Annotated in this window: 10 protein-coding genes; 9 read left to right on the top strand and 1 reads right to left on the bottom strand. The window is 44.8% G+C overall.

The window, feature by feature from the left end:
* Positions 1-326: 326 nt before the first annotated feature.
* Complete coding sequence (gene queG / locus Xvie_RS02640) at positions 327-1,484, bottom strand: tRNA epoxyqueuosine(34) reductase QueG (protein ID WP_086107831.1); 1,158 nt, start codon at positions 1,482-1,484, stop codon at positions 327-329.
* A gap of 207 nt (positions 1,485-1,691) precedes the next feature.
* On the opposite strand from queG, the gene tsaE reads away from it, so the two are divergent.
* From tsaE to Xvie_RS02685, 9 genes are all read left to right on the top strand, one after another.
* Entirely contained in the window at positions 1,692-2,156 is a 465-nt protein-coding gene (tsaE, locus tag Xvie_RS02645; protein WP_086107832.1) for a tRNA (adenosine(37)-N6)-threonylcarbamoyltransferase complex ATPase subunit type 1 TsaE, read from the top strand.
* Between the two features lie 14 nt (positions 2,157-2,170).
* Positions 2,171-3,499, top strand: a complete 1,329-nt coding sequence (gene amiB, locus Xvie_RS02650; protein ID WP_244175422.1) for an N-acetylmuramoyl-L-alanine amidase AmiB — start codon at positions 2,171-2,173, stop codon at positions 3,497-3,499.
* Between the two features lie 157 nt (positions 3,500-3,656).
* Positions 3,657-5,591 (top strand): DNA mismatch repair endonuclease MutL, encoded by a 1,935-nt coding sequence (gene mutL, locus Xvie_RS02655; RefSeq protein ID WP_086107834.1) that lies wholly within the window; start codon positions 3,657-3,659, stop codon positions 5,589-5,591.
* Positions 5,584-6,525 (top strand): tRNA (adenosine(37)-N6)-dimethylallyltransferase MiaA, encoded by a 942-nt coding sequence (gene miaA / locus Xvie_RS02660; protein ID WP_086107835.1) that lies wholly within the window; start codon positions 5,584-5,586, stop codon positions 6,523-6,525. Before mutL ends, miaA begins: the two co-directional genes overlap by 8 nt.
* Positions 6,526-6,635: 110 nt before the next feature.
* Positions 6,636-6,938: an RNA chaperone Hfq gene (gene hfq, locus Xvie_RS02665; RefSeq protein WP_086107836.1), complete on the top strand. Its 303-nt coding sequence runs from the start codon at positions 6,636-6,638 to the stop codon at positions 6,936-6,938.
* 97 nt (positions 6,939-7,035) lie between these two features.
* Positions 7,036-8,316: a ribosome rescue GTPase HflX gene (gene hflX, locus Xvie_RS02670; protein WP_086107837.1), complete on the top strand. Its 1,281-nt coding sequence runs from the start codon at positions 7,036-7,038 to the stop codon at positions 8,314-8,316.
* A gap of 322 nt (positions 8,317-8,638) precedes the next feature.
* Entirely contained in the window at positions 8,639-9,850 is a 1,212-nt protein-coding gene (hflK, locus tag Xvie_RS02675; RefSeq protein ID WP_086107838.1) for an FtsH protease activity modulator HflK, read from the top strand.
* Positions 9,851-9,852: 2 nt separating this feature from the next.
* A complete protein-coding gene (hflC, locus tag Xvie_RS02680; RefSeq protein ID WP_086107839.1) occupies positions 9,853-10,857 on the top strand; it encodes a protease modulator HflC in 1,005 nt (334 codons plus the stop codon).
* Positions 10,858-11,104: 247 nt separating this feature from the next.
* Positions 11,105-12,403 (top strand): adenylosuccinate synthase, encoded by a 1,299-nt coding sequence (locus Xvie_RS02685; protein WP_086107840.1) that lies wholly within the window; start codon positions 11,105-11,107, stop codon positions 12,401-12,403.
* Positions 12,404-12,455: the final 52 nt, after the last annotated feature.

Below are 12,455 nucleotides of genomic sequence, written 5' to 3' on the forward strand. Positions count from 1 at the left end.
GATGATTTCTGGTGTCTTCTACTAGAATTGAATTCTTGTTTTTTTATCCACAATATTTAACATTATTGTCCTATTAAGGCACCTAATGATGCTCTACTTGTTACACAGAGTTATCCACAAGGTGTGTCTTCGTATTTGTTTTCTTTAACTTATCATTCATAACAATGATTCGAACTTAACTTATTGATTAACTGAGAAAATTAATCTAATTAAAAAATGTCATGATCAGTATTTATTCTCTATTTGTTAGTTGATTAGAAAAGAATTTTTATTTTATTCACAAGGAAATCAAAGATTTTTTTACAATAAATTTGTCTGATTGATTATTAAGCATCTCTAGGTAATCCTTTGGTGATTGCTCGTATCAATCGTTTTTGTTGTGAGGTGTGAACTTCAATTATATTAGCATTCCGGCGAGCCATTTGTTGAGCGATAGCCCAGCGGATATGTTCATCCAAAACTTCACTTAAACCGAATCTTTTTTCCAGTGCCAAAACGATGTCATCTTGATACGGGGCATTGCCCAAGGCTACGGAAATGTTGCGTAGCCAGCGCAAATATCCAATACGGCGAATTGCCGAGCCTTCTGTGATACGCAAGAATTTTTCCTCACTCCAATTGAATAGATCCAGTAGGTCTGGAGTATGTAGTGTTGCACGCGGGCTGAAGTCGGCTTCATCTGTTAATTGAGAAAAACGGTTCCAGGGGCAAATAAGCTGGCAATCATCGCAGCCGTAAATCCGGTTACCCATCAGTGGACGGAATTCTTCCGGAATAACGCCTTCCAATTCAATAGTCAGATAAGAAATACAACGTCGGGCATCAATGGTGTAAGGTTCGACGATGGCATTCGTTGGGCAAGTTGTCATGCAGGCTACACAGCGTCCGCACTGTTCTTCTTGCGGAGCATCAATGGGTAAGGGAAGGTTAATCAGCAACTCACCAAGAAAAAACCAGGAACCTGATTCACGATTTAATATAAGTGAGTGTTTACCAACCCATCCCAGTCCTGCTTTTTCTGCGAGTGGGCGTTCCATAATAGGAGCGGAATCGACAAATGGACGAAAATTCAGAGTTTCCTGATATTCATGGGCGGTACAATATTCTTGGATCTTGTCGCCCAGCTTTTTGAGACGTTGACGTAGTATTTTATGATAATCTCTGCCCAGCGAATAACGGCTAACATAGCCCATTTGTGGATTGTTAAGTGTACTGGCAAAAGCAGCCTTAGCGGGCAGATAATTCATGCGTACGCTGATAACTCGCAAAGTTCCTGACAGAAGTTCATGAGGGCGTGCGCGCATCATGCCGTGACGGGCCATCCAGTCCATTTCGCCATGATATTGCTTATCAAGCCATTCTTGTAGTCTCGGTTCTTCTGCCGATAAATCGGTGTCACAAATGCCGACTTGCTGAAAACCAAGGGAAAGCCCCCATTGCTTGATGTTTGTTGCTAGAAGATTCAGATCGAGGCGGGTTGTCATGAAATATTAAATTACTGCTGTAAAGAGGGGATTAAGCTTAACACAGTAGGGATTGAATACAAAAAATGCGGTATGTGGCCGTTACGGTGCTGTAGAAGATGTTAAATGATAATGTCTGAATTATGTTATGGTGATTGGTTAAGTTACTTAACTGATATGTCTACCTGTTTAGTCTCTAATTCAATAAATCAAAATAGATATTTTTCGATGAAAGAACTCATTTTATCACTTCCAAATGAAGATGCCACAGTCGCATTGGGTAATGCAGTGGCAGCAGTTGGCGATCGCGGCTATGTTATTTATTTATACGGTGATCTTGGCGCGGGAAAAACGACGTTCAGCCGTGGTTTTTTACAAGCCCTCGGTCATCAGGGGCATGTGAAAAGCCCAACTTATACGTTAGTCGAACCTTATACCTTACAACCCCGGCCTGTTTATCATTTCGATCTTTACCGTCTGGCGGATCCTGAAGAGCTGGAATTTATGGGGATCCGTGATTATTTTCATCAGGATTCCATTTGCTTGGTGGAGTGGCCTCAGCAGGGTGCGGGTGTTTTACCTGATGCTGATATTGAGTTGCACTTGAATTATGACAGTGAAGGGCGACAGGCTCGTTTTGTTGCGTTATCTGAATATGGTGAAAGTCTGCTGGATAATTTGAAGTCCTTATGAAGGAATACCCGACCATGATGAATGCCTTTTTCGTGAATATTTTCGTGAATGTGATAAAAAATTGGCGTACCCGTTGGGGGATGGCCCGTGTTTTGTTTTTCATGTTGAGCCAGTTGGTCGCGACGACAGCAGCGGCGGCTACGTTGTCGAATATTCATGTGAATAATAGCCCATCTGAGGCCGTAGTGACGTTGGAATTTACTGGCGGGCATCCTGAGTATCGATTCTTTCCTTTGCATTCTCCTGAACGATTGGTAGTGGATATTCGCCAAGCCGGTAAAGTTGTTGGGTTGCCAATGAATTTACCAGGCCAGAATCTGGTAAAACTTGTACGTTCCAGTAAATCACCTGATGTGCGCCATCAGCGGGTGGTACTGGAATTGGCACATAAGGCCACGGCTATTTCTACGGTGAAGCATGCCGGTAATAAATCGCAAATAGTGATGACACTGAAAGCCAATGGGGCAAGGGTAAGTTCATCTTTACCCAATAAACATGCCTCGCAAAATGAAAGTAAGCAGTTACTTACAAATGATGCATTACTGGCAGGAAAAGAAACTAAGCCTGTATCTAATCACCGTGAACAAGGTGCGAAAAAACAGATTACTCAAGCTGCAAAAGAAAGAAAAACCCGTACGATTGTTATCGCCATTGATGCAGGACATGGTGGACAAGATCCTGGGGCGGTTGGGCAACGGGGGCTGAGAGAGAAAAACGTCACTATTGGCGTTGCCCGTAAATTGGACGCCTTTTTGCACAATGATCCCATGTTTACGTCCGTATTGACACGAAACGGTGATTATTTTATCTCTGTGGCCGGGCGTTCTGAAGTTGCCCGTAAGTACAAAGCCAATATGCTGGTCTCGATTCATGCGGATGCGGCTCCTAATCGCAGTGCCAGAGGTGCTTCTGTCTGGGTGCTTTCCAATCGTCGTGCAAACAATGAATTGGGGAATTGGTTGGAGAAGCATGAGAAACAATCAGAATTATTGGGAGGTGCGGGAAATGCTCTTGCCAATGGTACTGATCCTTATCTGAGTCAGGCGGTGCTGGATTTGCAATTTGGGCATTCTCAGCGGGTTGGCTATGACGTTGCCGTGCAAGTGTTGAGTAAATTATCCAAAATTGGTTCCCTGCATAAGCACACGCCAGAGCACGCAAGCCTTGGTGTTTTGCGTTCGCCGGATATCCCCTCCATTTTAGTAGAGACAGGTTTTATCAGTAACTTGTCTGAAGAAGAATTGTTGGGTTCTAATCAGTATCAGGAAAAATTGGCACAAGCTATTTATTTGGGATTGCGCCACTATTTTCTGGCTAACCCATTGCAGGCTGAACCGAGATAAATAGGGTGTACCAAAAGGTATAGGGTATACCAAAATAAATAGAATATACCAAAATAAATAGTAGGCTGCGCTAAAGTAACCAATATACGTCTATCAGAGTAGCTTCGATAAGCTCTGAGTTGTGATTAAGCTCTAAATTGATTAAGTAAGGTCAAATATGGCTATCAAGATATTACCCCCACAATTGGCAAACCAGATCGCTGCTGGTGAAGTAGTTGAACGCCCAGCTTCTGTAGTGAAAGAATTAGTGGAAAATAGCCTTGATGCCGGTGCAACCCGCATTGATATTGATATTGAACGAGGGGGAGCGAAGCTGATTCGGATTCGCGATAATGGCTGTGGAATCACTCAGCAGGATCTGACTTTAGCACTGGCACGACATGCAACCAGTAAAATAGCTTCATTGGATGATTTGGAAGCGATTGTCAGTATGGGATTTCGTGGGGAGGCTCTGGCTAGTATCAGCTCGGTTTCAAGGCTGACATTAACTTCCCGCCCTGAAAGCCAGACAGAAGCATGGCAATCTTATGCTGAAGGCCGTGATATGGAAGTCACGGTGAAACCTGCCGCTCATCCTGTAGGAACAACAGTCGAAGTGTTGGATTTGTTTTATAACACCCCCGCCCGCCGAAAATTTCTGAGAACGGAAAAAACGGAATTTGGTCATATTGATGAAGTGGTGCGCCGAATAGCTCTGGCGCGGTTAGATATCGCCATTAACCTGAATCACAATGGAAAATTGGTTCGCCAGTATCGTCCTGCTAAAGATGAGTCCCAGCATGAGAAACGCTTATCAGCCATTTGTGGGGCAGCTTTTGTACAGCAGGCATTGGCGCTGTCATGGCAGCATGATTCGTTGTCCATTAAAGGTTGGGTTGCTGATCCTGTGAAAGCCACGGCAGTAAGCGATATTCAATATTGCTATGTCAATGGGCGTATGATGCGGGATCGCCTGATTAATCATGCAATTCGTCAAGCTTATCAAGACTTGCTTCAGGGTGAGCAACAGCCTGCTTATGTTTTGTATCTCGAAATCGATCCGCACCAAGTGGATGTCAATGTCCATCCAGCCAAACATGAAGTACGTTTCCATCAGGCTCGCTTGGTTCATGATTTTATTTACCAAGGGGTGGTTGCGGTACTCAAACAGCGCGGCACGGGAGATGAGTTGGAGACTGGTTGTCAGGAAACAGCGGCGAGCTGGGTTCCGGAAAACCGTCCTTCTGCGGGAGAAAACCATTTTCTCCGCAATCGTGTGGTTCAGGCGGATTCAGTATCTTCACGACATCATGATGGCAGTAAAAACCATAATAAAGGAAAGCTGATATCCGAAGAACATCAATATTCAGGAAGTAGCATACCGCAAAGGCATCATGGGGAAAGTTACCAAAAAAATCAGGGTGAATTGTACCAAAATCTGATGCAATTTTCACCGGAAAAAAAACGCCCGTTATTTCCAGAGAAAAATGAGCAGGAAAATGCGTCGATTTCCAACCCAGTACCTGTTCCCGCTACAGCGGTGCAAGCGGGGCAGGGAAAATACAGTTTTGGAAAAGTATTGTGCATTTACTCAGGCTGCTATACCTTGATCGAATCCTCATTGGGAATTGGGTTGCTTTCTCTATCAGTGGCTGAACGCTGGCTGAAACAGGCACAATTGACCCCAGGGGAACAGGGGTTAAAATCCCAGCCATTATTGATCCCGTTAAAACTTGCTCTCAATCAGTCAGAAATGAGTGTTTTGAAGCAGAATAGTGACCTATTAAAGACTTTTGGCATTGAATCAACAGTCGCACATGGAAAAGTAACTATTCATGCGGTATCGTTGCCTTTGCGTCAACAGAACCTGCCGAAGCTCTTGCCAGAGCTGTTGGACTATCTTGGGGAACAGTCAGATATTTCCGTTGAACAGGTTGCCATTTGGCTTTCTCGTCACGTGAGTGGTGAGCATGAAACGTGGAACATCGCACAAGCCGTCCAGCTTTTGGCTGATGTTGAACGCCTTTGCCCTCAGCTGGTGGGATCGCCACCGGGTGGGTTATTACAGTTAATTGATTTACAAGCAGTGGTGGCTCTTCTTAATCATGAGTGATTTAAAAACTCAACATTTGCCGACAGCCATTTTTATCATAGGGCCGACGGCCTCCGGGAAAACGGCATTATCGATCGCTTTGCGTCAGCACCTTCCGGTTGAATTAATCAGCGTTGATTCTGCGTTGATTTATCGTGGAATGGATATTGGGACAGCAAAACCCTCCGCAGAAGAGCAGACACTGGCACCTCATCGTTTGATTGATATTCTTGATCCAGCGGAAGTTTATTCTGCTGCTGATTTTCGCCGTGATGCGTTGCAAGAAATGGCAGAAATTACGGCGGCTGGGAGAATTCCACTCTTAGTTGGTGGAACCATGCTATATTTCAAAGCATTGTTGGACGGATTATCTCCTTTGCCTTCTGCGAATCAAGCAGTTAGAACTCAGATTGAGCAGCAGGCTGCGGAACTTGGGTGGGATGCATTGCATCGGCAATTACAGGAAATTGATCCGGTTTCTGCTGCAAGAATCCACCCTAATGATCCACAACGTCTTACTCGTGCACTGGAAGTTTTCCAGATTTCGGGTAAAACTCTAACTGAATTGACTGAAACGTCTGGGGAAGGGCTGCCTTATCGGGTTCATCAATTTGCGATCGCGCCAGCAAAACGTGAAATTTTACATCAGCGCATCGCGGATCGCTTTGAGCAAATGATTAAATCAGGGTTTGAAGATGAAGTGAAAGCACTTTATGCTCGTAAGGATTTACATACAGATTTACCCTCCATTCGTTGTGTTGGTTATCGTCAAATGTGGTCTTATCTTGCGGGCGAAATATCTCATGATGAGATGGTTTATCGTGGTATCTGTGCGACACGTCAATTGGCGAAGCGTCAGATCACGTGGCTCAGAAGTTGGGGCAATGTGACCTGGTTGGATAGCGATCAACCTAAACAATCCCTAAATACAGTCATGAAGGTTATTAGTACATAAATTCATTGATTGTGTACAATTGATTAGTACAAAGTATCATTTTTGAGTAGTTACTTTTTCGAACCAATCGGTTCTTAGTTAAAAACAAACAAAATGAAGGAAAATATAGAATGGCTAAGGGGCAATCTTTGCAAGATCCATTCCTGAATGCTTTACGGCGTGAAAGGGTTCCGGTTTCTATTTATTTGGTCAATGGCATCAAATTACAGGGTCAGATTGAATCTTTTGACCAATTTGTCATTTTACTGAAAAACACAGTCAGCCAGATGGTTTATAAACATGCCATCTCGACAGTTGTGCCTTCCCGTCCGGTTTCTCATCATGGTAATAACCAGAATGCGCCGACTGGAGTTGGAAATTACCATGCTGGCACTAACCCAGCAGCACAACAGGAAAGTGATGGCGCTGAGTAAATCAGTGACCGTGCCTGACGTAAACAAAAACATAGGTAGGGAGACTTTACCTATGTTTTTTCTTATTGGGTTTTAGTTGGCCTGAGGGGTTGCACCGTTGTTTGATCGTTATGAAGGCGGAGAGTTAGCTGTTCTGGTGCATGTTTTCTTCTCACAGGAAAAAGATACGGAAAATCTCAGTGAATTTGAGTCATTGGTGACTTCCGCAGGTGTTTCTCCTGTGCAGATTGTAACGGGAAGCCGGAAGGCGCCTCATCCGAAATATTTTGTCGGAGAAGGCAAGGCAGAGGAAATTGCTGAAGCTGTCAAAAACAGCGGCGCAGATGTGGTGTTGTTTAACCATGCCCTCAGCCCTGCTCAGGAACGTAATCTTGAACGCTTGTGCCAATGCCGTGTCGTTGATCGTACGGGAGTGATTCTGGATATTTTTGCCCAGCGAGCAAGAACGCACGAAGGTAAGTTACAAGTTGAATTGGCACAATTACGTCACCTGTCCACCCGCTTGATTCGGGGCTGGACTCACCTTGAACGCCAAAAAGGGGGAATCGGGTTACGTGGGCCTGGAGAAACCCAGTTAGAAAGCGATCGCCGTATGCTGCGTGACAAAATCAAACAGATTTTGGGGCGTCTCAACAAAGTTGAAAAACAGCGCGAACAGGGGCGCCAAGCACGCAATAAAGCTGATATCCCGACGGTCTCTCTTGTCGGTTACACCAATGCGGGGAAATCCAGTTTATTTAATACAATAACTTCAGCTGAAGTTTATGCGGCCGATCAGCTTTTTGCTACTCTAGACCCGACATTGCGCCGAATAGACGTGGATGATGTAGGCACTGTTGTTTTGGCTGATACAGTAGGTTTTATCCGCCATTTGCCCCATGATCTGGTGGCTGCGTTCAAGGCAACTTTGCAGGAAACCCGACAGGCAAAGTTGTTGCTGCATGTTGTTGATGCGGCAGATAATCGTCTGGATGAAAATATCATTGCTGTTGACAGTGTCCTTGAAGAGATTGAATCTCATGAGATCCCTTCGTTACTGGTGATGAATAAAATCGATATGTTGGATGATTTTATTCCCCGCATTGACCGTGATGAAGAAAATCGTCCGGTCAGAGTGTGGTTATCTGCACAAACCGGTGAAGGTATTTCCCTGTTGTTGCAAGCGTTAACCGAGCGCCTTTCAGGTGAAATAGCACATTATAAATTGCATCTTCCACCTGAAGCAGGGCGTCTGCGCAGCCGTTTTTATCAGCTTCAAGCCATTGAACGTGAATGGATGGAAGAAAATGGTCTGGTTGGCGTTGAAGTTAGAATGCCGATGGTCGATTGGCGTCGCTTGTGCAAACAAGAACCTAATTTACCAGACTATGTTGTCTGATTTATTGGCGCAAGACGACAAACAAGGTATCATTTTATCCGCCGTTTCAGAGTGACATATAGTCATGAAGTAGCAGAGATGAAATGGCGGTGGTGAAATGACTGTGCCAGAATTGCAGTGACAGGATTAGCACTGTCAGAGATATCACCCAATTATATTGGTTGCTTACAAAAACGATGAAGTTCGTCGTTTCTGCCCACTGAGGCCGCTGTCAGACCTGGCAGGGCTAGGCAACGGCCTGTGACGTGGGAAGCCTCACCCATCCGGGTGGAGAGCAGTCACCTCTGAAAAACCAGTAAAAACTAAAAAGTGGAGCTAAAACATGGCGTGGAATCAGCCCGGTAATAACGGACAGGACCGCGACCCGTGGGGAAGCAGCGATAATAATGGCGGCAACTCCGGCGGCAACAATAAAGGTGGTCGAAAGCGTGGGGCAACTGATCTCGACGATTTGTTCCGAAAACTGAGTGAAAAACTCGGTGGTTTCGGTGGAAACAAAGGTGGAAATGGTTCTGCACAGAACCCAAAATTTGGCGGGCGTCTTATTGGCCTTGCCGTCGCTGCTGCGGTTGTTGTCTGGGTTGTTAGTGGTTTCTATACGATTAAAGAAACAGAACGCGGCGTGGTTACTCGATTGGGTAAATTCAGTCACCTTGTTCAGCCTGGCTTGAACTGGAAAATGACGTTTATCGATCAAGTGCAAGCCGTTAACGTTGAGTCTGTTCGCGATCTGGCAACATCTGGTGCCATGCTGACTTCGGATGAAAACGTTGTAGTAGCTGAAATGAACGTTCAATACCGTGTTACTGATCCGGTAGCTTATCTCTTCAATGTTACCAGCCCCGATAATAGTCTTCGTCAAGCTACAGACAGTGCTGTCCGCGGTGTTGTTGGCAAACACTCAATGGAAACAAATCTGACGGAAGGGCGTACTGTTGTTCGTAACGATACTCAGAAGGTACTGGAAGAAACTATCCGTCCATACAATATGGGTATTACGGTGGTCGATGTAAACTTCCAGACTGCTCGTCCGCCAGAAGCAGTTAAGGTTGCGTTCGATGATGTAATTGCCGCACGCGAACAAAAGCAGCAAACCATTCGTGAAGCCCGTGCTTACGAAAACGAAGTACTACCTAAAGCGAGCGGTGAAGCACAGCGTATTATTGAAGATTCCAGAGCTTATAAAGTTAGCTCAGTATTGAATGCTAAGGGTGAAGTGGCGAGTTTTGCCAAAATCTTGCCTGAATATAAGGCAGCCCCAGAGATTACTCGCGAACGTCTGTATATTGAGACGATGGAGCGTGTGTTGAGCAATACACGTAAAATCATTGCAAACGAGAAGAGTAACAACGTGCTGTTGTTGCCATTAGATCAAGCAGTGAATGATCAGGTGCAAATGCAGCAAAAAGCATCCACTAACGCGGCGGTCAAGAAGGTGATTCATCAAAGTCAATCAACACAACGACCGGAATCGAATACTTATAACAGTAGCGATAACTCGAGTGGTGATACGATTAGAGTAGGGAGACCATAATTATGCGTAATTCATTAATTGTTGCGATTATCGCGGTATTGGTTGTTCTCTATTCATCAATCTTTATTGTGAAAGAAGGCGAGCGTGGCATTGTACTGCGTTTTAGTAAAGTTGTACGTGACGCAGAGAATAAACCGGTCATTTATGATCCGGGCCTACATTTTAAAATTCCGTTTGTGGAAACAGTCAAAACACTTGATGCCCGTATTCAAACTATGGATATCAAGGCTGACCGTTTCTTGACACGTGAAAATAAAGACCTAATCGTTGACTCCTACTTGAAGTGGCGCATTAATGATTTCAGTCGTTACTATCTGGCAACAGGTAACGGTGATATTTCTCGAGCAGAAATGTTGCTGAGACGTAAATTCAGTGACCGTTTGCGTTCTGAAATTGGTCGTCTTAATGTAAAAGGCATTGTGACTGATTCTCGCGGTACTTTAACTACAGATGTGCGCAATGCCCTGAATCAGGGAACTTATGAAGAAGGTGGGACAACGGATGCCGATAGTGAGATCGCATCTGCTGCTGCTTTGGTTGAAAAAGAGACGAAAAGCAAGCAACCAGACATTAACCCAAGCAGCATGGCTGCGTTAGGTATTGAGGTTGTTGACGTTCGTATCAAACAGATCAACCTGCCACAGGAAATTTCAGAATCCATTTACCAGCGTATGAGTGCTGACCGTGAAGCAGAGGCTCGTCTTCTGCGTTCAGAAGGCTTGGAAGAAGCTGAGAAGATCAAAGCTACTGCAGATAAAAAAGCAACTGAAATTAGGGCAGAAGCACAAAGTCAGGCATTGGCTTTACGTGGTGAAGGTGATGCAGAAGCCACTAAACTATTTGCTGATGCGTTCAATCAGGATCCTGAGTTCTACTCATTTATCCGTAGCTTGCGTGCTTACGAGAAGAGCTTCAAAAATAATGATGTGATGGTACTCAGTCCAGATAACGATTTCTTCCGTTATATGAAAGAGCCATCTAAGCAGCTCCGTCATGCGAATGACTAAGTCGATTAGCAGATAAACTGCAATTACTGTCATTGACAAAAAATCATTAATGCGGCTGTTATATCTGGCTGTTTATCAGGCCACTGTAAAAAACATACAGTGGCTTTTTGTTTCCGTCATCATTACCAATGCTTACTTAGCAGACCATTTATATAACGAAACGAAATAACAGAAGTGACAAAAAATACTGAAAGGTGCTAAATGAGATGGTAGAATCCATTTTTAAGCAACCGAGTGAACTTTTGAAATGGGTAAGAACGTTGTCGTATTGGGCACCCAATGGGGTGACGAGGGCAAGGGTAAAATCGTCGACTTGCTGACTGAACGAGCTAAGTACGTAGTTCGTTATCAAGGGGGCCACAACGCGGGCCATACACTAGTCATCAACGGTGAAAAAACCGTTCTCCACTTAATCCCATCTGGGATCTTACGTGAAAATGTCATTAGCATTATCGCAAATGGGGTCGTTTTAGCACCAGATGCTTTGATGAAAGAAATGAAAGAGCTTGAATCACGTGGGGTTCCTGTACGTGAGCGCTTGCTTATTTCTGAAGCTTGTCCGCTGATCCTGCCTTACCATGTTGCATTGGATAACGCCCGCGAAAAAGCGCGTGGTGCCAAGGCGATTGGTACAACAGGCCGTGGTATCGGCCCTGCATATGAAGACAAAGTCGCACGTCGTGGTCTGCGTGTCGGCGATCTGTTTGATAAAGAAGATTTTGCTATCAAACTGAAAGAAATCATCGATTACCACAATTTCCAGTTGGTTAACTACTATAAAGAACCCGCCGTTGATTACCAGAAAACATTGGATGACATTTTGGCTGTTGCCGATATTCTGACTGGCATGGTAGTTGACGTTTCTGACCTGCTTTACAAAGCAACTCAGAAAGGTGAGCTTGTGATGTTCGAAGGTGCTCAGGGTACTTTGCTGGATATTGACCACGGTACTTATCCTTATGTGACTTCTTCCAATACCACCGCGGGCGGTGTTGCAACGGGTTCCGGTCTGGGTCCACGTTATGTTGATTATGTACTGGGGATCATCAAAGCTTACTCTACCCGTGTAGGTGCAGGTCCATTCCCAACTGAGTTATTTGATGAAACAGGTGAATACCTGCGTCAGAAAGGTCAGGAATTTGGGGCGACTACAGGCCGTAGCCGTCGTACTGGCTGGTTGGATATCATTGCTATCCGCCGCGCAATCCAAATCAACTCTCTGTCTGGCTTCTGCATGACCAAACTGGATGTACTGGATGGCCTGAAAGAAGTGAAGATCTGCATTGGCTACCGTCAGGCTGATGGCTCTGTCATTGACACAACTCCATTGGCAGCAGAAAACTGGGAAGGTCTTGAAGCAGTCTATGAAACCCTGCCAGGTTGGGATGAAAGCACTTTTGGCGTGAAAGATCACAGCCAATTGCCACAAGCAGCATTGAACTACATCAAACGTGTAGAAGAGCTGACGGGCGTTCCTGTTGATATTATTTCTACAGGCCCAGATCGTGCAGAAACCATGATCCTGCGTGATCCATTTGATGCTTAATAGATAGTTAATCTTTTAAGTATACATAACCGGGCTTAATGCCCGGTTTTTG

Source organism: Xenorhabdus vietnamensis (assembly GCF_002127535.1).
GTDB classification, from domain to species: Bacteria; Pseudomonadota; Gammaproteobacteria; order Enterobacterales; family Enterobacteriaceae; genus Xenorhabdus; species Xenorhabdus vietnamensis.

Bases quoted from the DNA above. Each gene is read 5' to 3' on its own strand.
- queG (WP_086107831.1), bottom strand. From the start codon at position 1,484: ATGACAACCCGCCTCGATCTGAATCTTCTAGCAACAAACATCAAGCAA.
- amiB (WP_244175422.1), top strand. From the start codon at position 2,171: ATGATGAATGCCTTTTTCGTGAATATTTTCGTGAATGTGATAAAAAAT.
- hfq (WP_086107836.1), top strand. From the start codon at position 6,636: ATGGCTAAGGGGCAATCTTTGCAAGATCCATTCCTGAATGCTTTACGG.
- Xvie_RS02685 (WP_086107840.1), top strand. From the start codon at position 11,105: ATGGGTAAGAACGTTGTCGTATTGGGCACCCAATGGGGTGACGAGGGC.
- hflC (WP_086107839.1), top strand. From the start codon at position 9,853: ATGCGTAATTCATTAATTGTTGCGATTATCGCGGTATTGGTTGTTCTC.
- hflK (WP_086107838.1), top strand. From the start codon at position 8,639: ATGGCGTGGAATCAGCCCGGTAATAACGGACAGGACCGCGACCCGTGG.
- tsaE (WP_086107832.1), top strand. From the start codon at position 1,692: ATGAAAGAACTCATTTTATCACTTCCAAATGAAGATGCCACAGTCGCA.
- mutL (WP_086107834.1), top strand. From the start codon at position 3,657: ATGGCTATCAAGATATTACCCCCACAATTGGCAAACCAGATCGCTGCT.
- miaA (WP_086107835.1), top strand. From the start codon at position 5,584: ATGAGTGATTTAAAAACTCAACATTTGCCGACAGCCATTTTTATCATA.